This is a genomic window from Pandoraea commovens (assembly GCF_024704525.1).
Classification (GTDB): Bacteria; Pseudomonadota; Gammaproteobacteria; order Burkholderiales; family Burkholderiaceae; genus Pandoraea; species Pandoraea commovens.
The window spans coordinates 262,579-283,698 of the sequence record NZ_CP102780.1 but is presented as its reverse complement, the minus strand read 5'-3'; the positions used below and the strand labels follow the sequence as shown (position 1 = coordinate 283,698).

The following is a 21,120-nucleotide window of genomic DNA, read 5'->3' as shown; positions in this document are numbered from 1 at the left end:
CCCTCCGCTTAGGCACGACCGACCAGCCCCTGCGGGCGGATCAGCAGAATGGCCAGCACGGCCAGATAGATCATGAAGGCGCCGAGTGCAGGCACGTAGTAGCGGCCGAGCGTGTCGATCAGACCGAGCAGCAGACCGGCGTAGAGCGAACCGCGCAGGCTGCCCAGACCGCCTGCGGCGACCACGATCAGCACCAGCACCAGATACTTCAGGCCGTAGTACGGCTCCAGCGGCAGGATCTGGCTCGACAGCGCACCGCCAAGCCCCGACAGACCACAGCCGATGGCGAACGTGATCGAGAAGACCAGCGGCACGTCGATGCCGACGCAGCGCGCCATGCGCGGGTTGTCGACGGCGGCGCGCAGCTTCGCACCGAACGACGTGCGCTCAAGCCCCAGCCAGATGCCGAAGGCCACAACCGCGCTGCACACCAGCGCGAAGATGCGATACACGGACACCGAGAACGCCCCGAAGTCCCACGTGCCGCGCAGACCCTGCGGCACCGGAATCGTCTGCAACTCCGTGCCTGCAATGTGCTTGGCAAGCGCGCAGATGATGAACGCGAGGCCGATCGTCATGAGCAACTGCCCCAGACCGTTGGCCGTGTAGACCCAGCGATACAGCGTGCGCTCAAGGATCGCGCCCAGCACCATCGTGCCGAGCACGCCGACGAGCAGGGCGACGAAGAAATCGAGGCCGGCGCGCTGCATGGCCCACAAGGTGAAATAACCGCCGATCATGGCAAAGGCGGAGTGCGCGAGGTTGACCACGCGCATCACGCCGAGCGTGACCGTGAGGCCCACGGAGATGAGAAACAGCAGCATCCCGTAGGCCACACCGTCAATCGACAACGACAGGAAAGTGGCAAGCGATTGCGTCATGAGGAATTACCGAAACCTAACGAACAGAGCGAACTTTGGGGGGCGTCGCCTGCGTTACTTCGCGGCCACTTCCGGGTGGCTGATATGCCACGGCTCGACCACCGACTTGTACGTGTCGATCGGCTTGTTGCCGAGCTTGCCGTCGATGGTTTCTACGCGACGGATGTACACGTTCTGCACGATTTCACGCGTCTTCGGATCGATCGACACCGGACCGCGTGCGCTCACCCACGAGTAACCCTTCACGGCGGCGATTGCCTTATCGGCGTCCTTTTTGCCCTTGGTCGCCTTGATCATCTGTGCGATCAGTGTCATCGAGTCGTAAGCCGACACCGAAGCAATCGACGGCAGTGCACCCGGGCCGTACTTCGCCTTGTAGGCCTTCACGAATGCGGTGTTTTCCGGCGTCGTGAGGAACGGCGAGTAGTGCAGTGCGGTGATCGTGCCCAGGGCGCTGTCGCCAATCGCGGGCAGGTCCGACTCCATCGTCTCGGTCGTGGCGAACAGTTGGATGCCTGCCTTGTCGAGTTCGCGCTCCTTGAACGCCTTCACGAAGCCTGCCGACATCGGGCCGACCGGCATGAACATGAAGACGGCGTCCGGCTTGGCGTCACGCACGCGTTGCAGGTAGCTGGAGAAGTCCGTCGTGCCCAGCGGCACCTTCACTTCGACGGCGACCTTGCCGCCCGCCTTCTTGAACGTCTCGCTGTAGGCATCGATGGCGTCGTAACCGGTGGCGAAGTCAGCGACCACGATGGCCGCGTTCTTCACGCCCTTCTTCGCGGCGTACTCGACGAGCGGCACGCTCACGGTCCACTGCGTGAAGCCGGTGCGCACGAAATACGGCGACTTGAGCGTGACGCTCGACGTGCCCGAGTTGCCGATGACGAGCGGCGTCTTGGTCTGGTTCACGACATCGGCCATCGCCAGCACGTTGGGCGTGAACGAACCGCCGAACAGGTACTGCACCTGATCGCGCACCACGAGTTCCTGAGCGAGCTGACGCGTGCGTTGCGGGTTCACGCCGCCCTCGTCGCGCTCCAGCAGCACGATCGTGTCGTCACCGACTTTGCTTTTGTTCTGCTCCATCCACAGGTTGAGGCCGCGACGGTACTCGGTGCCCCACCATGATGCGGAGCCGGAGAACAGACCCAGCACGCCGACCTTGATTTCCTCGGCACGCGCGACCGAAACAGCGGTGAATTGGCAAACGCTCGCAAGTGCCACAGCGAGCCAGAGATGGCGCTTCATCATGGTGTCGTCTCCTCGTCGGCGTCGTAGCACCGATCCGTTTTTCATGAAGCCGCGCCGGGGGTTGGCGCGCCTTTTCTATGTATCCGGGACAGCTTAGGCAGACGAAATGAGCGCGTCGAACGACCTTCTCGCGTCGAGCGTTGCGTTTTTCGTATATCCCCGAGATTTCCCCTACGTTGCGAGACGTTTTTTGCGAGGGGAATTTCGCGCTGCGGGACGAGAGACGTTCCGCGAGTGGAACGCCCGCCGCACAAGGCACGGCGGGCAGTCGTCAGGAGGCGTCGCGCCGTCGAAAAATCGTGCGCGAGCGAGTGAAGCGAGACATGCAAGTCATGGCGAATCCGGCGATTTTCGCCGCGCTCGCCGGGCATCGGCGAGCGACCTGCAACGGATTTACGTCGGATGCTGCATCGTCGGCGCAAGCGCGCGCAATTCATCGAGCAACTGTTCCGCCGCTGGCGAGAGCAAACCATCGCGGCGCGTGGCGACACCGATGGAACGGCGTGCATGTTGCAACGTCACCGGCACTACGGCCAGCTCCCCTGTGCGCAACTCCGACGTGATCTGCACCGGCGAGAGCAACGCGAGACGATCGCTCGACGAGAGCAATCCGCGCACCACCGGCGAACTGCTCGCGTGCACCTGCGTGTTCGGCAACGCGAGACCTTCTGCGTGGAACACGCGCTCGAACACCCCGCGCGCCGGCGTGCACGGCAGCGGGCTGACCCAGCCGTACTCGGCGAGTTCAGCGAGCGTGGGCGTCTTGCCGGACGTCAGGCACGGATGGTCCGCGCGTGCGACGACCGACAGGTGATCTTCGAAAAGCGCTTCCTGACGGATATCGGGCGGCACGTCGTTCGCACGCAGCGCGCCGACGATCATGTCGACGTCCGCCTGACGCAACTGACGCACCAGCGCTTCGTAGGTGCCGTCGACCACTGTCACCGTGAGATACGGCGACTTGTGCAGCAGACTGTCGATGGCCTTCGGCAGCAGAAAGCCGCTCGATAGCGGCAAGGCCGCCACGATGACCGTGCCTTGCTGGCGTCCGCCGAACGGCGCGAGTTCGTCTTCGGCAATCGCCAGTTCGGCAAGCGCGCGTTTGACGGGACCGAGCAGCGCAACGGCCTCGTCGGTCAGACGCGTGCCGCGCGGCGTACGCCGGAAAAGCTTGATGCCGATGAGGTCTTCGAGCTGATCGAGATTGCGCTGGATGGTCGGCTGCGAGCATTGCAGACGCGTCGCCGCCAACGGACCGCTGCCCAGTTCCGCGACGGCGATGAAACTCGTGAGTTGCTGCGGCGCGACCACCGCCGCGAACCGGCTCGCGGCACGCGCGCCGCCGTCCGCTTGCGATGCCGTCGCCGCGAAGGCTTCGCGATAGCCGTTCGCCAGCTCCGCAAGTGCACGCGTCGCGCGCACGCCGAGCCGTTGCCCGGCCGCGTTCGGAATCAGCCCGCGCCCGCTGCGATGAAACAGCGGAAAGCCCAATTCCGCCTCGATATCCGAGATGGAACGGGCGACGGCCGATTGCGAGAGATGCAGCATGCGGGCCGCGCGCGCGACGGAATCGCACTCCAGCACCGCGACCATCGCGCGCAACCCGCGCAGCTTGCGAACCAGCAGCGTAGCGTCGTTGCTCTGCGGCGCACGGCTCCACGTGCCGCGTTCGTGACACGCGAGCCGGGGCGCGGGCGGCGCGTTGGTCAGACTGATGGCGGTATCGATCGCCATGTCAGCGCATGGTCGGCACGCGACGCGTGGCCATGAACGCTTCGAGCGATTCGCCGCGCATGAGCGCATAGACTTCGAGGTTCGTCTTGCGCACCACGCGCGCAAACTTCTCCAGCACAAAGAAGTTCACGCCGTGACGCACGAGGCCGAGCCAGTCCTGCGCCTGCACCATCGCCTGCTCGTCGGCCGTGAGACCGGCTGCGGTCATGGCCGCGACGGGATCGTTCAGGAACGTCTCGCGATGCTCGGCGCGAATCATGTGCCAGAAGAAGCGGTTGAGCTTGAGCGTGCGGTTGCTCACGCGCAGATCGAACGCGTAAGTGCCGGTGATCGCTTCGATACCTTCGAGTTGCGGATTCATGCGGCGTCATCCTCGTAGAGCGCGACGGTCATGGCGGTCGTCGTCGCGAGGTAGTAGTTCAGGTGCAGACGCTTGATGCGCGGACCCATCGCGCCACGCATCGACAGCCACATGATTTGTTCGACGCTCTCCGCGCCGCCACGCTCGACGTAGTCCACGTGCTTGAGCTCGGTCAGCTTCTCCGGTGCGTTCTCCAGCAGGTCGAGGAATTCGCGATCCCACGATTCGTCGTTGTAGCCCGCGCGCTCGCCGTGAATCTGATGCGAGAGACCGCCCGTCCCCACCACGACCACACGCAGGTCTTCCGGGTACGACTCGATGGCGCGACGCACCGCCTGCCCGAGGCGATAGCAACGGCGGCCCGTCGGCAGCGGGTATTGCAGCACATTGATGGCAATGGGCACGACCGTGCCCGGCCAGTCCGGCTTGTGCGGCCAGAGCAGCGGCAACGGCGACGCGCAGCCGTGATCGATCGGTTTGTCCTGGAACACCGTGATGTCGAACTCGTCGTTCACGAGCGACTCGGCGATATGCGCCTGCAAGGCCACATCGCCGCGAATCGGCGGCAGCGGACGCAGTCCCGCGCCTTCGTCGGCAATCGGGAACGACTCACCCACGCCGAGCGCGAACGTCGGGTACATGTCGAAGAAGAACGTCGTGGCGTGATCGTTGTAGAAGAACACGAGCACGTCCGCCTGCTTCTGCGCGAGCCATTTCGCTACCGGCTCGTAGCCCTGGAACAGCGGCGCCCACGCGGGGTCCTGCTGCTTGCCCTTGTCGTACGCCACACCGATGGTCGGCACGTGCGACGTCCCGATCCCTCCAATGATCTTTGCCACGCTGAAAGTCTCCGTTTCTTGTCTTGTCATGCCCGGGCCGCAGAATGAAACCGCCCGAATTTATGCAGGCCCGAGTCTATCCGGGATCCCGTATTGGCATAAACAAGGGTATTTACTGATGCGTTTATGAATTACGGGATCCCATAATGAAAAAAAGCCGGTGCTGGCACACCCAGTCTGTCCGGCACGCGTGTAAGCGAACGAAAGGAGACGCATGCTGCATCCCACACCGACCACGGTCCAACTGCGCGAAATGATCCTCAAGGGCGAACTCGCGCCGGGCGAGCGTCTGGCCGAAGCCAAGCTGGCCGAGCAACTGGGTGTCTCGCGCATGCCGGTGCGTCAGGCGTTGCCGGTGCTCGCGGAAGAAGGGCTGGTGGTGCGTGCCGGACAACGCGGCTACGCAGTGCGGGCGCACACCCGCGACGAGAGCGTCGAAGCGTTGCACCTGCGCGGCGCGCTCGAAGGTTATGCCGCACGTTTGCTCGCCGAGAAAGGCGCGAGTGCGGAATTGCTGACGCAACTGCGCGAACTGCTGGCCGAAGGCGATGCGCTGCTCGCCGACCATCAGATGACGCCCGAAGTGCAGATCGGCTACGCGTCGCTCAATGCGCGCTTTCACGATCTGCTCGTCACCGGCGCGCGCAATCCGCTCCTCGAAGGGTTTATCGCGCGCTGCAATCTGGTGCCGTTCGTGGCCCCGCGCACGGTCGCGTTCGGTCATGAGGACCGACGCCAGTACGCCGACATCATCGCGTACGCGCATCGTCAGCATCACGCGATTGTCGAGGCGATTGCCGCACGTCAGCCCGATCGCGCCGAATTCATGTGCCGCGAACACATCGTCACACAGGAACACAGCATGGGCGCGCAGTTGCTTTAGCACAGGCCCCGCACGCCCTCCCCTAAGCCACCCTATCCCATCCATCCGATTTGAAACGAGAGTGCGCCAAACCCTCCATACGAAGGCGCACCAAGGAGACAAACGATCATGTTCCTCAAAAACACCTGGTACGTCGCATGCACGGCCGACGAGTTCGCCGAGAAGCCGCTGGGCCGCAAGGTCTGCAACGAAGCGATGGTGTTCTTCCGCGACGGCAACGGTAAAGTCGCCGCGCTCGAAGACTTCTGCCCGCATCGCGGCGCCGCGCTGTCGCTGGGCTTCGTCAAGGACGGCCACCTCGTGTGCGGATATCACGGCCTGACGGTGGACGGCGGCGGCAAGTGCACGAAAATGGTCGGCCAGCGCGTCGGCGGCTTCCCGAAGACGCGCTCGTTCCCTTGCGTCGAGCGCTACGGCTTCGTGTGGGTCTGGCCGGGCGACGAAGCCCTGGCGAACCCCGATGAGATCCCGCATCTGGAATGGGCCGTGAGCGAGAAGTGGGCCTACGGCGGCGGCTTGTATCACATCAAGTGCGACTATCGTCTGATGATCGACAACCTGATGGATCTGACGCACGAGACCTACGTGCACGCGACGAGCATCGGTCAGGAAGAGATTGAAGAAGCGCCGCCGAAGACGACCGTCGAAGGCGACATGGTCATCACGGCACGCCACATGGAAAGCATCAAGGCCCCGCCGTTCTGGGCGAGTGCACTGCGTGCCAACGGTCTGGACGATCAGGTGCCGTGCGACCGCTGGCAGGTCTGCCGTTTCACGCCGCCGAGTCACGTGATGATCGAGGTCGGTGTTGCGCATGCGGGTCATGGCGGCTACGACGCGCCTGCCGACAAGAAGGCGGGCAGCATCGTCGTCGACTTCATCACGCCGGAGACCGACGAATCGATCTGGTACTTCTGGGGCATGGCGCGCAACTTCAAGCCGGAAGACGCCGAGCTGACGGCCGCCATCAAGCGCGGACAGGGCGGCATCTTTGCCGAAGACCAGGAAGTGCTCGAAGCGCAGCAGCGCAATCTTTCGGCGTATCCCGAGAAGAAGATTCTCAAGCTGAATATCGACGCGGGTGGCGTGCAGTCGCGCAAGGTACTCGACCGTCTGATCGACGCCGAGCGCGCAGGTGCGGCGACCGGCGGTGTGGAGAACGCAGCATGAAAGTCCGGCTGGCGAACAAGCGCGATGTCGCGACCGACATCTGCGAATTCGAACTGGTAAGTGTCGACGGCAGCGCGCTGCCCGCCTTCACCGCCGGGGCGCACATCGACGTGCACGTGGCCGACGGCCTCATCCGCCAGTACTCGCTGTGCAACGCGCCCGGCGAGACCCATCGCTACTGCGTGGGCGTGCTGCGCGATCCGCAATCGCGGGGCGGCTCCGTGGGCATGCATGCGCTTGCGGTCGGCACCGAGATCGAGATCAGCGCACCGCGCAACCACTTCCCGCTCAAGGATGGCGCGAAGCACAGCATTCTGCTCGCGGGCGGCATCGGCGTGACGCCGATCCTCTGCATGGCCGAAGCGCTGGCGGCGAGTGGTGCGTCGTTCGAAGTGCATTACTGCACGCGCGAACCTGCACGGACGGCGTTTCGCGATCGCTTCGCTAGCGCTGGCATCGCAGATAAGACGCAGTTCTACTTCGACAGTGAAGGTGCGCGTGCGGATCTCGATGCGATTCTCGCGCAGCCGTCCGGCGGCAAGCATCTGTATGTGTGCGGCCCGGCGGGTTTCATCGACGCCGTGCTCACCCGTGCCGAAGCAGCGCAATGGCCGGAAGGCAACGTGCATCGCGAGTACTTCGCCGCACCGGTGTCGGCCAATACCGACGGCGAAGGCGACAAGCCGTTTCAGGTCAAGCTGCATTCGAGCGGCCGCGTGATCGACGTGAAGGTCGGCGAGACCATCGTCGCCGCGCTCGCGGCACAGGGTGTCGAAGTGCAGATGTCCTGCGAGCAAGGCGTGTGCGGTACGTGTCTCACGCGCGTCGTCGACGGCACGCCGGACCATCGCGACGTCTATCTCACGGACGACGAACGCGCCGCCAACGATCAGATCCTGCCGTGCTGCTCGCGCAGCAAATCGCCTGTGCTGGTCCTCGATCTCTGATCGAAAGCTTCCCGTAAAAAACGAACAGCCCCGCATCGTCGTCCGAGCGGGGCTGTTCGCTTTCATCGATGGCTAATGTGCGTTACATCACCCGATGCCGCGTCTCGCGCACGAGCACCGTCGAAATCAGGGCCATCGCCGCGAGCACGAGGAAGTAGACGATCACGGGCCAGATCTGACCGTGACTCCATGCCAACAGACTTGCCGCGATCATCGGCGCGAGACCGCCGCCGAGTACCGTCCCGATCTGCTTGCCGAGCGACACGCCCGAGAAGCGCACGCGCGTATCGAACAACTCCGAGAAGAAGCTGCCTTCCGGGCCGAACATCATCGGGTGGATGATGCCCGCGCCGATCACGATGGCGCACACGACAAGCGCCGTCTCCTTGCTGCCCATCATCAGGAAGAACGGGTAGATGAAGAGCGCCGTGGCAGCGAGTCCCATCAGGAACATCGGACGGCGTCCGAGTTTGTCGGACAGCATGCCGAACGCGGGAATCGTGAGCATGGCGAGGATGTTGGCGTACAGCACACCATCGGCCATCACGTTGCGCGGCAGGCCTAGCGTTTTCGTGCCGTATGAGAGCGAGAAGATTGCAACCAGATAGAAGAAGCTCGTCTCTGCCAGACAGATGAAGAACGTGACGAGCGTCGGACGCCAGTAGTGCGTGAGCACCTCAGCCACCGGCACCTTTGCGATATCGCGATGCTGCTCCGCTGCCTTGAACGTCGGTGACTCCTCGACCTTCAGACGCACGTAGGTGCCGAGCGCCACCAGCAGCAGACTCACGAGGAACGGCAGACGCCAGCCCCATGACAGCAAGTCCTCTTCCGGCAAACGGGTGATGAGCACGATGGCGAGCGACGCGCCGACAATCGACGTCGGCCCTGCCGCCTGAATCAGCCCGCCGAAAAGCCCACGCAAGTGCGCAGGTGCGCCTTCCACCGTCATCAACAGCCCGCCGACGGACTCGCCGCCGAGCGCGAAGCCCTGAATGAAGCGCAGCGTCACGAGCATGATGGGTGCCCACATGCCGACCATCGCATAGGTGGGCAGCAGGCCGATAAGCGTGGTCGCTACGCCCATCAGAATCAGCGTGAACAACAGAATCGACTTGCGTCCGATGCGGTCGCCGAAGTGACCGAAGACGATGCCGCCGATAGGCCGCGCGAGGAAGCCGACGGCGAAGGTGGCGAACACCGCGATCATGCCCGTCATCGAATCGAGCTGCGGGAAGAACAGCCGGTCGAACACGATAGGCGCAAGAAAGCCGTAGACGAAAAAATCGTACCACTCGATAGCGGTGCCGAAACAACTCGCTGCGACCACGCGACCGAAGTTCGGGGCGGCAGCGGCCGGGGCATCTGTGGCATGCGGCTGACCGGATGTAGCGGATGCAGCACTCACCCCCGCAGGGGCGGTTTCAAACGGTTGTGACACGGTTGTCTCCTCCGGCCGTCTATTCCGGTGTCCCGGCTGCGGCGGTATGGTGGTCTTACGTAACGTCAGAACGGGTAATGACGCGGGGTGGTCTGCACCGTCATCCAGCGCAGATCGGTGAATTCGTGAACGCCTGCTTTGCCGCCGAAGCGCCCCCAGCCGCTCGACTTCACGCCGCCGAACGGCATCTGCGCTTCGTCGTGCACGGTGGGGCCGTTGATATGGCAGATGCCCGACTCGATGCGCTTGGCCACGCCCATCGCGCGCGCAATGTCGCGGCTGAACACGGCGGACGACAAGCCGTACGCGTTGTCGTTGGCGCAAGCGATGGCCGCTTCGTCGTCCTTTACGCGCACGATGCCTTTGACCGGACCGAACGATTCTTCCGCGTAGATCGCCATGTCCGACGTGACGTGGTCGAGCAGCGTCGCGGGCATCAGCGTGGTTTCGGCGCGGCCGCCGCACAGCAGCTTCGCGCCCTTGGCAAGGGCGTCCTCGATCAATGCGTTGCACCGCTCGACCGTAGCCATGTCGATCACCGAACCGAGCACGACCGGGCCGTTACGCGGATCGCCGAGCGGCAGCGAACGCGCCTTGGCGGCGAGTTTGTCTACGAAAGCGTCGGCAATCGACTCGGCCACGACGATGCGTTCCGTCGACATGCAGATCTGGCCCGAGTTGGCGAACGCACCGAACGCTACGCCGTTCACCGCGTCATCGAGATCGGCGTCGTCCAGCACGAGGCACGGCGCTTTGCCGCCCAGTTCCAGCACGGCCGGTTTGAGATGCTCTGCGCAAAGGCCCGCAATGATGCGTCCCACGCGCGTGGAGCCGGTGAAGTTCACACGGCGCACGGCCGGTTCTGCGATCAGCGCTTCGACGATAGCGCCCGCATCTTTCGGTGCGTTGGTGATGAAGTTCACGACGCCCGGCGGCAATCCGGCTTCATCCAGCGCATCGGCAATCAGACCGTGCGTGGCGGGGCACAATTCGGAACCCTTGAACACGACGGTGTTGCCGCAGGCGAGCGGCAGCGCCAGTGCGCGCACGCCGAGAATGACCGGCGCGTTCCACGGTGCGATGCCCAGCACTACGCCTGCTGCCTGACGCACGCCCATCGCGAGACTGCCCGGCACGTCCGACGGAATGATCTCGCCCGCGATCTGGGTCGTCATCGCAGCGGCTTCACGCAGGCCCTGCGCGGCGAGATGGACGTTGAAACCGGCCCACAGACCGGACGCCCCCGTCTCCGCCGCCATCGCGACCTGAAACTGTTCGACCTTCGCTTCGAGTTGGTCGGCAGCTTTCATCAACAGCGCGCGACGCTCGCCGGGGCCTGTGTTCGACCACGCGGGGAATGCGTCCCACGCAGCACGCACCGCGGCGCGGGCGTCTTCGACATTGGCAGCGGGGGCTCGCGATGCGACGCCACCGTCGAGCGGATTGCGTCGTTCGAACGTTGCGCCATTGGTGGCGCCGACGCGCTTGCCAGCGATCAGCATCGTGAGGGCTTGCGGATCTTGTTGGATGGACATGGTTTGACGTCTCCTTAATTCGTTGTGGGTCGCGCGACGCCGTCGCAAGACAGCCCGCTGTCGCCGTGCATCATGCCACCACGAGTTCGACGAGACGCGTCTCGCCGCTGGCGATGGCGTGCGACAAGACGTCGCGCAACTCGCTGCCTTGCTCCACGCGTTGCGCGCGCAGTCCCATGCCTTCGGCCATGCGAACGAAGTCGAGATCGGGCAAGTCGGTGCCCTGCACCGGGTCTTTCGGACCGAAGCCGAACGACGGCGCGAAGTCCTGCAATGCGGCGTAGCGTCGATTATTCAGGATGACGAAGGTAATCGGCAGGCGTGCTTGCGCGGCGCTCCACAGCGCCTGGATCGAGTACATCGCCGAGCCGTCGCCGATCAGGCCGATGATGCGACGTCCCGGATTCGCCATCGCCACGCCAACCGCCGCAGGCATCGAGTACCCCAGACCGCCGCTGTTCATCGTGTAGAACGTGCCCGGCAGCGTGAACGGCAGGTATTGCTGCATCACCGAGCGCGCGCTCGGGGCTTCCTCTACGACGATGTCCTGTGCGTCGCGCACTTCGGCGAGCGTTTGCAGCGCGAAGGCCGTCGTCATCGGCTCACCCAAGGCATTCGCCGTAGCCACGGGCGGCACCGCGCGCGCAGGCGGCTCTGTACGCTCGTTCGGCACATCACGCGCGAGCAGCGCTTCCACGCCCAGACGCACGTTGCCCACAACCGACGCGCCGACCGGCGTCCACGCGGCAACGCCCGGGTCTTCGATCAGTTGGAACAGCGACGCGCCTTCCGGCACGTGCGGGCCAGCGCCTTCAACGTGATAGGTGAACGCGGGTGCGCCGATCACCAGAATCAGATCGTGCCCGCCAAGCAGGCCGACGATCTTCTCGCGCATCGGCGGCAGGAAACCCGCGAACAGACGGTGGTCTTCCGGGAACGCGCAGCGCGCGCACATCGGTGCAGTGAAGACGCGCGCATTGTGACGCTCGGCAAGCGCGACCACGGCGTCGAAAGCCCCCGCACGATCGATCGACGAGCCGACGACGAACGCCGGACGCTCGCATGCATCGAGCGCCGCCGCGAGTTGTGCAAGCGCGACCGGGTCGGCCTGCACCCGCGTGCTCACCTGACGCGGCGGCAACGTCTCGGCCGGACGATCCCAGTCGTCCACCGGAATCGACACGAACACCGGCCCCTTCGGCTCCTGCATGGCGATGTGATAGGCGCGGGCGAGCGCGAGCGGCACGTCTTCGGCGCGCGCCGGTTCGAGACTGAATTTGACGTACGGCTGCGGCAGTTCGGTCGCCCGCACGGACGCGAGGAACGGATCGAATGGCAGGATCGAGCGGGCTTGCTGACCCGCCGTCACGATGAGCGGCGTCTGATTCTTGTACGCGGTGAAGATGTTGCCCATCGCGTTGCCGACACCGGCGGCCGAATGCAGATTGATGAACGCCGCGTTGCCGGTGGCCTGTGCGTAACCGTCCGCCATGCCGACGACAACCGCTTCCTGCAATCCAAGCACGTACTCGAAGTCTTCCGGGAAATCGCGGAACAGCGGCAGTTCCGTCGACCCCGGATTGGCGAAGACCTTGGTCATGCCGTGGCGGCGCATCAGATCGATGACGACCTCGCGCACGGTGAGTGTGTCGGAGGTGCCAGCGGGCTGACCGGCGCGAAGTTCTCGGCTGTCTTTCATGGATTCGGTTGTCTCGTGCTGCCGTCGACGCGTGGGCGTGACGGCATGGTTCTGGTGGTGGCTCGCGGCGCGCTCACGTACGTGATTGAGCGAGCGATTTTGCGAGTATAGGCAGACGATATATGCACCGGAATTGCTTTTGCGTGCCGAAGTCATTACGCTTTTGCATGACTTTGCGTCAGCCGTCTATCGCGTCATCCTTCGGTCGGTTTCGTCTCAACTCCGGGAGTTCCGTCGTCCGCCATGAGCCTCAATCTTCAGCAACTGCGCGCCTTCATGACCATCGTTGCGACCGGCAGTCTGGGGCGCGCCGCTTTGATACTGCATCTCACGCAGCCCGCGCTCAGCCGGACGATCAAGCGTCTCGAAGCGGATCTGGGCGCACCGTTGTTCGAGCGTCATAGCAAAGGGATGGAACTGACGGCGTTCGGGCAAGCGCTGCTGCCGCACGCGATGCTGCTCGCGCGCGAAGCCGAACATGCGCGCGAGGAGATCGACGCATTGCGCGGCCTCGCCAAAGGCACGATCAAGGTCGGCGCGGTCGGTGCCATCGCGAGTCACGTGCTGCCGCTCGCCGTCGACCGGGTGCTCACGCGCTGGCCGAATCTGCGCGTGGAAATTATCGAAGGAGTCTGGGATCGACTGGCGCAGGGACTCATGCGGCATGAGATCGATCTGGCGTTGTCGACCGTCGCGCCGGATACCGACGACATCGTCGCCATCACCGACTGCCATTGGGAAGACGACAGTTATGTCGTCGCGCGGTGCGACCATCCGCTGCGCGAGCGAAAGACGATCACGCTAGCCGACACGCTTGAGGAGCGCTGGGCGATTCCGCCACGCGGCACCGCGCCCTACGCCCATATGCAAAGCGTGTTCGCCGCGCACGGACTGGGATTGCCGAACATCGTGGTGGAGACGCGCTCCGTGCCGGTGCTAAAGAGCATGGTCGCGCGATGCGGTTTCCTCACGTGGATGCCCGAGCCGATGTACGACGTCGAAGCGCAGGCACGCGTGATGGACACGCTGCCGATTGCGACCGTGCGCGCCACGCGCACGCTCACCGCCTTCCGACGTCGTCAGGGCATTCTGCCGAGCCCCGCCGCCAAGCTGCTCGACGAGTTACGGAAGCTGACTGCGCCGGATTGAGGGGACGTCCTCAAGCGCCAGCGCCGACGATATGGGCGCGGTGGTAAGGCGTGCCGCCGTACTCCTTGGGGCCATGAATCGTCTCGACGCGTTCGATGCGCCACGGCACCGGCTGCGCAAAGCGCGGGCCATCGTAGGCAAACGTGTGGAACTCGCCGTTCTCGCCGCAGGCGTCGACACCCTCAGGCAGATCGGCCAGCAGTGACGCGTCGTACTCGCGGCCGACGAATTCCGGCCCGAGGTGCCGCCCGTCAACACACACGATCACCGCGCGATACCCCAGCGATATGAACTCGTGCGCGAGCGTGAGACGCTCGCGCTGCCAGAGCGGCAATACCGCCGTCATGCCCGCCGCCGCACACACCTTTTCCTCCCAGTCGCGATGCGGCTGAAGATCGATGTCGCCGAACAGTCCGTGCGTGATGCCCTCCGCGCGCATCGCCTGCAACCGCGCGACGAACGTCGCTTCGTACTCGCGCCAGCCTGCCAGACCGATGTCGAGCGCGATGCCAAGTGCATCGGCCTGCGCCTGCATCAACTCGCGCGGCAAACCGTGCGAGCGCGAGCTGTCGCCCGTCTCGTCGAACATCGCTAGCAGACGCCGCACGTCGTAATGCGGTTCGCCGCCGGTATCGCACGACATCGCGTGATGCAGGGCAAGGCAGGAATCCTTGCCGCCACTCCAGGAAAAGAAGGCAGGCGTCGACATGGTGTCTTGTGAGGTTGAGAGTGAGGTTGCACGCTCACCGCATGGGGCATGGCGCACAAATGCAAAGCGGACCCCGAAAGGTCCGCCGCTTGAATCAGTCTGTCGTCATGACGTCCGGCTCAGTGCGAGCGGATCATCGTGCCGAACGGCTGCTCCGTCAGAATCTCCAGCAGCACCGAGTGTTCGATGCGGCCGTCGACGATGTGCACCGACTTCACGCCGCTCTTCGCCGCGTCGAGCGCCGACGAGATCTTCGGCAGCATGCCGCCCGAGATCGTGCCGTCTGCGAACAGGTCGTCGATCTCGCGGGCCGACAGGTCGGTTAGCAGATTGCCGTCCTTGTCCATCACGCCCGGGATGTTGGTCATCATCACCAGCTTCTCGGCGCCCAGCACCGTGGCGAGCTTGCCCGCGACGAGGTCGGCGTTGATGTTGTACGCCTGACCGTCTTCGCCCACGCCGATCGGCGAGATCACCGGGATGAAAGCGTCGTCCTGAAGGGCGCGCACGACTGCCGGGTTGATCGAGTCCACTTCACCGACGTAGCCGATGTCCAGGAACTGACCGGCGTTCTCACGATCCGGCAGCATCATCTTGCGGGCGTTGATCAGACCGCCGTCCTTGCCGGTGAGACCCACCGCCTGACCGCCGTACTCGTTGATCAGCATGACGATGTCCTGCTGGACTTCGCCGCCAAGCACCCACTCGACGACTTCCATCGTCTCTTCGTCCGTCACGCGCATGCCCTGGATGAACGTGCCCTGCTTACCGATCTTCTTGAGCGCCTGATCGATCTGCGGGCCACCACCGTGCACCACCACCGGATTGATACCGACGAGCTTGAGCAAAATGACGTCGCGCGCGAAACCGCGCTTCAATCGCTCTTCGGTCATGGCGTTGCCGCCGTATTTGATGACCACGGTCTTCCCGTGATACTTGCGGATATACGGCATCGCCTCAGCCAGAATTTCGGCCTTGAGAGCGGGTGCGATGTCGTCGATGGAATTCAGTTGCAGATCGGACATGGCAGGAAGGTTCTTCTCACAAATGGAGCAGGTGGACCAGGAAACACGGCGAATTGTACAGCCAAGAAGCCTTGGCGTGCGGGGGTTTGACGGGTTTCGGAAGGGTCTGCCCCTTGCGTCGCCAAAAGCCCGTGGCTACCCTTCCCCACAGGTCGGTCCGCAAACGCAAAAGCGGCGATTTTCGCCCCGTCAGCGGCACAGCGCCGTTCGTGCGTATCACCCCTTTCACTTATTAATGGACGCCCGTCAGTGGCCGATTTTTACCGTGTTCCTTCTCTGCCCCGCTAGCCACCCGGTTTGCGCGCCGTACCCGGGCGCGTGTGGCCGGTCGATGGCAGCGGCCGGGCTGTTGCAGTTGTACAACTGGCAGGCGGCCATGAGCGGCGACGCGTCTCTCACAGGACGGAAATCGCTGGGTGATGCAGGGGATTGGGGTGACGCCGACCGGGGGCGCCCATGACCGTCAACATAGCGACTGAGCCGGTCGATCCGTCGCGCTGCCCTCAGTGCGGCACGGTCGTGACGTGTGGGGCTGTCGAGTTGGGAAGCGGAAAGATGGGAAGCGACGGCGCAGCGGACGAGGTGCAATGCTGGTGCCTCGACTGGCCGCGCCTGCCTGCGTCGGCCCGGCTAGGCGTGGGGGCTTGCCTCTGCCCGGCCTGCCTGCGCGCAGCGCTCGTCGCCGCTGGCGTGCCGGTCGACGGCACCGCCGCCGATCCGGACACGTCTATCTAGAGACGCGAGGCTTACTGACTGTGCGCGCCGTGCGCCATGCCAGCCATGCCGCCACCGGCCGGAGCCGCCGCCGTCAGATCACGCACGGTGGCCTTCACCAGTTGCTCGGACGTCTTGTGATCGGCCGTCTCGAACTTCAACGTCACCGGCACAGTGTCGCCCGTCTTGAGCGGCCCCTTCAGATCCGTGAGCATGATGTGAAAGCTGCCCGGCTTAAGCGCCACTGGCTTGTTGGCTTCCAGCGGCAATCCCTTGGGCAGGGCGCGCATCTTCATCACCGTGCCTTCGAGCTTCATTTCATGCACTTCCGCGTTTGCGGCAGCGGGGGTGCTCACGCTGAGCAGCGTGGTCGCCTGATGTGCCTGGAGCGTCATGTAGACGGCCGACGACGTCTGCCCCGGGACCGTACCGCGCGCCCACGCGTCGGACACATCCACCTGCGACTGGGCGAAGACCGAGGCCGACGCCATGCCAAGACTGAATGCGGCCGCCACCAAAAGCTTGTGCTTCATGCAAACTCCTTTTTGTTGTCGACGGGCGGATGAATGACAGCGTCGATTAAGCCTGTCCGGCGCCGGTCCATCCCAATCCATGTCTGTCTTTCGGATGAAGACATTGCGCGGCGAGATGTCGCGCAAAACGTGAACGACCATTGTAGTCGTGCGTCGGTAAAAGCGTGTGCCGCCCGTGTAATACCCAGCCTCAGACCGATGCGGCAGAGTGTCGCAGCGCCCCGCAACGCCCGATGGCGCGTGACCCGGACTTGGTACACTTGTCGTATGACTCATTTTCCTATCGAGCGAACGAACGTCGTCCAGCTTTTCTGGCTGCGCTGTCTGGCTATCGTCGGCCAGTTGGCAACCATCGGCGTCGCGCAACTCTGGTTAGGCGTGCGGCTTCCACTAGAGCCGATGCTCACCATCGTCGCGCTGGAAGTCCTGTTCAACGTGCTCACGTGGATACGTGCCCGACGCGGTGTCGAGCGCGCCAAGCGTCGCACCGATCTCGATCTGATGAGCCAGTTGCTGGTCGATCTGGCCGCGCTCACGGCGCTGCTGTTCTTCTCCGGCGGCGCGACAAATCCCTTCGTCTCGCTGTTCCTGCCCGGCCTGGCCATTGCCGCCGCCGTGCTGCCGTGGCGCAATGCGTCGCAACTGGCGCTGCTCTCGCTCGTCGCCTATGGCGCGCTGAACTTCCAGTATGTGCCGCTCGACCTCGCCGATCCGGGCAACCTGCTGCGTCTTCATCTCGCTGGGATGTGGGTGAACTTCGTGGTCAGCGTGCTGGTGATCGCGTGGTTCGTCTCGCGCATGTCGCGTGCCCTGCGCGCTCGCGACGCGCAACTCGCCCGTGCCGAACAGCGTCTGTTGCGCGACGAACGGATGGCCGCGCTCGGCGCGCAGGCCGCCAGCGTCGCACACGAACTCGGCACGCCGCTCTCGACGATGGCCGTGGTCGTCGGCGAGCTTCGCAGTGAAAGTCTCGGCAACGACGCACTGAAGTCCTTCGAGCCCGATCTGCAAACGCTGGAGCAACAGATTGCGCTATGCAAGAGCGCGATCGGTCATGTGCAGATGCGCGCGGCAGCCCCCGTTCGTCAGGCGATGGCGGAATGGTTGCCGGCGTTCACCACGCAGTGGCGCTTGCGTCATCCGCAGGTGCAATTTCAGTTACATGTACCGCCGGAATTGACCACGCGCATCGAAGATACCGTGCAGGTCGGACAGATCCTGACGATCCTGCTCGATAACGCGGCGTACTTCAGTCCGTCGTCGGTCACGCTCGACGTGGCCGCCACGCCCGACGACGTACGCTTCACCGTTTGCGACGAAGGCCCCGGCATGAGCGCCGAGCTGCGCACCCGGCTGGGCAACTCGCCCGTCATGAGCACGCACGGCGGACACGGCATGGGGCTGTATCTCGCCTTTGCCAGCGCACAACGTCTCGGCGGCGACATCACCCTCACCCCTAACATGCCGCAAGGCACGCGCGCCGAATTGCGCCTGCCGATGGCCACTTTCTTCTTCGGTTCGCGGAGTCAGACATGAACGCCTCCCACTTCCTTCTTATCGACGACGACGTCGTGTTCGCCGAAACGCTCGCCCGCGCCCTGACACGCCGCGGCTACGACGTGCAGATCGCCGGAGACAGCGCCGCCGCCTTGCTCGCGGCCCGCACGCGTCAGTTCGATCTCATCTCGGTCGACCTGCATCTCGGCCACGACTCCGGCCTGCCGCTCATCGCGCCGCTGCGCGCGCTGCAACCGAAAGCCCGCATGCTGGTGCTGACCGGTTACGCGAGCATCGCCACCGCCGTGCAGGCCGTGAAGGACGGCGCAGACAACTATCTGGCCAAGCCAGCCAATGCCGACACGATCCTCGCATCGCTGCGCAGCGATGCGAGCGAAACGCAGGCGGACGAAGCCATCGAAAACCCATCGCCGCTGTCGGTCGCGCGACTGGAGTGGGAACACATTCAGCGCGTACTCGCCGAGCACAACGGCAACATCTCTGCCACGGCCCGCGCGCTGAACATGCATCGACGCACGCTGCAACGCAAGCTGCTCAAGCGACCTGTCAAGCAGTAAGCCGGACGCAGAAAAGAAAAAAGGCCCCGAGGGGCCTTTTTTCATGGTGCAGCGATGACGACGCTTACAGCACGTAGCGCGACAGATCTTCGTTCTGCGCCACTTCTTCCAGGAAGCGGTTCACGTACTCGGTGTTGATCGTGACCACTTCGTTGGACTGCTTGCCTGCGCTGTACGAAATGTCTTCGAGCAACTTTTCGATGACGGTGTAGAGACGGCGTGCGCCGATGTTCTCCGTCTTCTCGTTGACCGAGAACGCAATCTCCGCGAGACGCTTGATGCCGTCCGGTGCGAATTCGAGCTTCACGTCTTCGGTCGCCAGCAACGCCTGATACTGCTTCACGAGGCTCGCGTCCGTTTGCGTGAGAATCGCTTCGAAGTCTTCGACCGACAGCGATTCGAGTTCGACGCGAATCGGGAAGCGACCTTGCAGTTCCGGAATCAGATCGCTCGGCTTGGCCAGATGGAACGCACCGCTCGCAATGAACAGAATGTGGTCCGTCTTGATCATGCCAAACTTCGTACTCACGGTCGTGCCTTCGACCAGCGGCAGCAGATCGCGCTGCACGCCCTGACGCGAGACGTCGCCGCCGCCCACTTCGCTGCGCGTGGCGATCTTGTCGATTTCGTCGAGGAACACAATGCCGTTCTGCTCGACGTTGCGCAGCGCCAGTTGCTTGACCTCTTCGTCGTTGAGCATCTTCGACGCTTCTTCGTCGGTCAGGATCTTGAGCGCGTCCTTGATCTTGAGCTTCTGACGCTTCTTCTTCTGGTTGCCCAGATTCGCGAACATGCCCTTGATCTGCTCGGTCATTTCTTCCATTCCCGGCGGGCCCATGATTTCCATGCCCTGCGCCGGGATCTCGACTTCGAGTTCGATTTCCTTGTCGTCGAGCGCACCCTCGCGCAGACGCTTGCGGAAGGTCTGACGCGTGGCGTTATCTTCGCCGCCCGGCTCGGCTTCCACCGACGCCGAACCGAAACGAATGTCGCGCGACGATTCGCGGCCCGTCGGCAGCAGCAGATCGAGAATGCGATCCTCGGCGCGATCTTCGGCCTTGGTGCGCACCTTCTTCATTTCCGCTTCGCGCGTTTGCTTGATCGCGATTTCCGCGAGGTCGCGCACGATGCTGTCCACGTCGCGGCCCACATAGCCGACTTCGGTGAACTTGGTGGCTTCGACTTTGATGAACGGCGCGTCGGCGAGTTTGGCCAGACGGCGGGCGATTTCGGTCTTGCCGACGCCCGTCGGTCCGATCATCAGAATGTTCTTCGGCGTGATTTCCTGACGCAGGGGCTCGGCCACCTGCTGACGACGCCAGCGGTTGCGCAACGCCACCGCAACAGCCTTCTTGGCCTTGTGCTGGCCGATGATGTGTTTGTCGAGTTCCGAAACGATCTCGGAGGGGGTCATATGGGTCATGACGTTCGCCAGATTAGGGGTTCGCAAGGAGGGCGACGCCCGGCCGGACGGCTGTCGATACCCCGATCAGCCACCGGCCGGCAGAGCGTGCCGCAGGAGTCCACCTGCTGCGGCACGTGCGTCGTCCGTCGTTACTTCGCGGCCTTGGGCGGCAGCGATTCGATGATGTGATTGTCGTTGGTGTAGATGCACATTTCGCCCGCGATCGTCAGCGCCTTCTTGACGATCTCGGCCGGCGTCAGATCGGTATTCTCGACCAGCGCGCGTGCTGCCGCCTGCGCGTACGAACCGCCCGAACCGATGGCCGCCACGCCGCCTTCCGGATCGAGCACATCGCCGTTACCGGTGATGACCAGCGTGGTTTCCGCGTCGGCGACGATCATCATCGCTTCGAGGCGGCGCAGCATACGATCGGTACGCCAGTCCTTGGCGAGTTCGACGGCCGAGCGCGTGAGGTGCCCCTGATGCTTCTGGAGCTTCGCCTCGAAACGATCGAGCAGCGAGAAGGCGTCTGCGGTGGCGCCCGCAAAACCGACCATGACCTTGCCGTCATAGATTGTGCGGACCTTGCGCGCCGTCCCCTTCATCACGATGTTGCCGAGCGTGACCTGTCCGTCACCGCCAAGCGCGACCTGATCGCCGCGCCGAACGGAGACGATGGTGGTGCCGTGATATTGCTCCATGCCTGTTCCTTTTCGGGGGGCGACATGCGCCCCGTAACGATTGGCCCGGACGTCGCGTCCATCAC

General features: G+C 64.0%; 20 protein-coding genes. 7 read left to right on the top strand and 13 right to left on the bottom strand.

The features are described 5' to 3' along the window. Positions 1–8: 8 nt before the first annotated feature. The 5 genes from NTU39_RS01615 to NTU39_RS01595 all read right to left on the bottom strand — a co-directional run bounded on the left by NTU39_RS01615 (position 9) and on the right by NTU39_RS01595 (position 5,069). Positions 9–881 (bottom strand): branched-chain amino acid ABC transporter permease, encoded by an 873-nt coding sequence (locus tag NTU39_RS01615; protein ID WP_150663934.1) that lies wholly within the window; start codon positions 879–881, stop codon positions 9–11. A 54-nt stretch (positions 882–935) separates the two neighbouring features. Then, a complete protein-coding gene (locus NTU39_RS01610) occupies positions 936–2,135 on the bottom strand; it encodes an ABC transporter substrate-binding protein (protein ID WP_150663933.1) in 1,200 nt (399 codons plus the stop codon). Between the two features lie 393 nt (positions 2,136–2,528). Then, positions 2,529–3,869: a LysR family transcriptional regulator gene (locus tag NTU39_RS01605; RefSeq protein ID WP_150663932.1), complete on the bottom strand. Its 1,341-nt coding sequence runs from the start codon at positions 3,867–3,869 to the stop codon at positions 2,529–2,531. A 1-nt stretch (position 3,870) separates the two neighbouring features. After that, complete coding sequence (locus NTU39_RS01600; protein ID WP_257959051.1) at positions 3,871–4,230, bottom strand: protocatechuate 3,4-dioxygenase; 360 nt, start codon at positions 4,228–4,230, stop codon at positions 3,871–3,873. Next, positions 4,227–5,069: a gallate dioxygenase gene (locus NTU39_RS01595; RefSeq protein ID WP_150663930.1), complete on the bottom strand. Its 843-nt coding sequence runs from the start codon at positions 5,067–5,069 to the stop codon at positions 4,227–4,229. Before NTU39_RS01595 ends, NTU39_RS01600 begins: the two co-directional genes overlap by 4 nt. 214 nt (positions 5,070–5,283) lie before the next feature. Here NTU39_RS01595 and NTU39_RS01590 point away from each other — a divergent pair, with 214 nt between their 5' ends. From NTU39_RS01590 to NTU39_RS01580, 3 genes are all read left to right on the top strand, one after another. Beyond that, positions 5,284–5,952, top strand: a complete 669-nt coding sequence (locus NTU39_RS01590) for a GntR family transcriptional regulator (protein WP_039394814.1) — start codon at positions 5,284–5,286, stop codon at positions 5,950–5,952. Positions 5,953–6,060: 108 nt separating this feature from the next. Further along, positions 6,061–7,122: an aromatic ring-hydroxylating dioxygenase subunit alpha gene (locus NTU39_RS01585; protein WP_150663929.1), complete on the top strand. Its 1,062-nt coding sequence runs from the start codon at positions 6,061–6,063 to the stop codon at positions 7,120–7,122. Continuing rightward, a complete protein-coding gene (locus NTU39_RS01580; protein WP_150663928.1) occupies positions 7,119–8,069 on the top strand; it encodes a PDR/VanB family oxidoreductase in 951 nt (316 codons plus the stop codon). The genes NTU39_RS01585 and NTU39_RS01580 overlap by 4 nt, the downstream gene beginning before the upstream one ends. A gap of 82 nt (positions 8,070–8,151) precedes the next feature. Here NTU39_RS01580 and NTU39_RS01575 read toward each other — a convergent pair whose 3' ends face one another. From NTU39_RS01575 to mdlC, 3 genes are all read right to left on the bottom strand, one after another. After that, entirely contained in the window at positions 8,152–9,510 is a 1,359-nt protein-coding gene (locus NTU39_RS01575; RefSeq protein ID WP_150663927.1) for an MFS transporter, read from the bottom strand. A 65-nt stretch (positions 9,511–9,575) separates the two neighbouring features. After that, positions 9,576–11,045, bottom strand: a complete 1,470-nt coding sequence (locus tag NTU39_RS01570; RefSeq protein WP_257959050.1) for an aldehyde dehydrogenase — start codon at positions 11,043–11,045, stop codon at positions 9,576–9,578. A 70-nt stretch (positions 11,046–11,115) separates the two neighbouring features. After that, positions 11,116–12,744, bottom strand: coding sequence for a benzoylformate decarboxylase (mdlC, locus tag NTU39_RS01565; RefSeq protein ID WP_257959049.1), 1,629 nt, complete (start codon positions 12,742–12,744; stop codon positions 11,116–11,118). A gap of 243 nt (positions 12,745–12,987) precedes the next feature. On the opposite strand from mdlC, the gene NTU39_RS01560 reads away from it, so the two are divergent. Continuing rightward, positions 12,988–13,893, top strand: a complete 906-nt coding sequence (locus tag NTU39_RS01560; RefSeq protein WP_257959048.1) for a LysR family transcriptional regulator — start codon at positions 12,988–12,990, stop codon at positions 13,891–13,893. A 10-nt stretch (positions 13,894–13,903) separates the two neighbouring features. On the opposite strand, the gene NTU39_RS01555 is transcribed toward NTU39_RS01560, so the two are convergent. Beyond that, on the bottom strand, positions 13,904–14,602 hold the full coding sequence (locus NTU39_RS01555; RefSeq protein ID WP_257959047.1) for a Dph6-related ATP pyrophosphatase: 699 nt from the start codon (positions 14,600–14,602) through the stop codon (positions 13,904–13,906). A gap of 119 nt (positions 14,603–14,721) precedes the next feature. Then, the gene (gene argB / locus NTU39_RS01550) at positions 14,722–15,627 is read right to left on the bottom strand and encodes an acetylglutamate kinase (RefSeq protein ID WP_150663922.1); all 906 of its coding nucleotides are present in this window, start codon (positions 15,625–15,627) and stop codon (positions 14,722–14,724) included. A 456-nt stretch (positions 15,628–16,083) separates the two neighbouring features. Between argB and NTU39_RS01545 the strand changes: the two genes are divergently transcribed. Continuing rightward, positions 16,084–16,362, top strand: a complete 279-nt coding sequence (locus NTU39_RS01545; RefSeq protein WP_257959046.1) for a hypothetical protein — start codon at positions 16,084–16,086, stop codon at positions 16,360–16,362. 11 nt (positions 16,363–16,373) lie between these two features. Here the strand turns inward: NTU39_RS01545 and NTU39_RS01540 are convergent, their stop codons facing one another. Next, complete coding sequence (locus NTU39_RS01540; protein ID WP_257959045.1) at positions 16,374–16,874, bottom strand: copper chaperone PCu(A)C; 501 nt, start codon at positions 16,872–16,874, stop codon at positions 16,374–16,376. Positions 16,875–17,141: 267 nt separating this feature from the next. Here NTU39_RS01540 and NTU39_RS01535 point away from each other — a divergent pair, with 267 nt between their 5' ends. Further along, positions 17,142–18,410: an ATP-binding protein gene (locus NTU39_RS01535; RefSeq protein ID WP_150663919.1), complete on the top strand. Its 1,269-nt coding sequence runs from the start codon at positions 17,142–17,144 to the stop codon at positions 18,408–18,410. Continuing rightward, entirely contained in the window at positions 18,407–18,949 is a 543-nt protein-coding gene (locus NTU39_RS01530) for a response regulator transcription factor (protein WP_039407290.1), read from the top strand. Before NTU39_RS01535 ends, NTU39_RS01530 begins: the two co-directional genes overlap by 4 nt. Positions 18,950–19,013: 64 nt before the next feature. Here NTU39_RS01530 and hslU read toward each other — a convergent pair whose 3' ends face one another. Together hslU and hslV are read right to left on the bottom strand one after the other, a co-directional pair. Further along, positions 19,014–20,372: an ATP-dependent protease ATPase subunit HslU gene (hslU, locus tag NTU39_RS01525; protein WP_039394776.1), complete on the bottom strand. Its 1,359-nt coding sequence runs from the start codon at positions 20,370–20,372 to the stop codon at positions 19,014–19,016. 131 nt (positions 20,373–20,503) lie between these two features. After that, positions 20,504–21,055 carry an ATP-dependent protease subunit HslV gene (gene hslV, locus NTU39_RS01520; protein WP_039394773.1) on the bottom strand — a complete coding sequence of 184 codons (552 nt, stop codon included), beginning with the start codon at positions 21,053–21,055 and terminating at the stop codon, positions 20,504–20,506. Between the last annotated feature and the right edge of the window lie 65 nt (positions 21,056–21,120).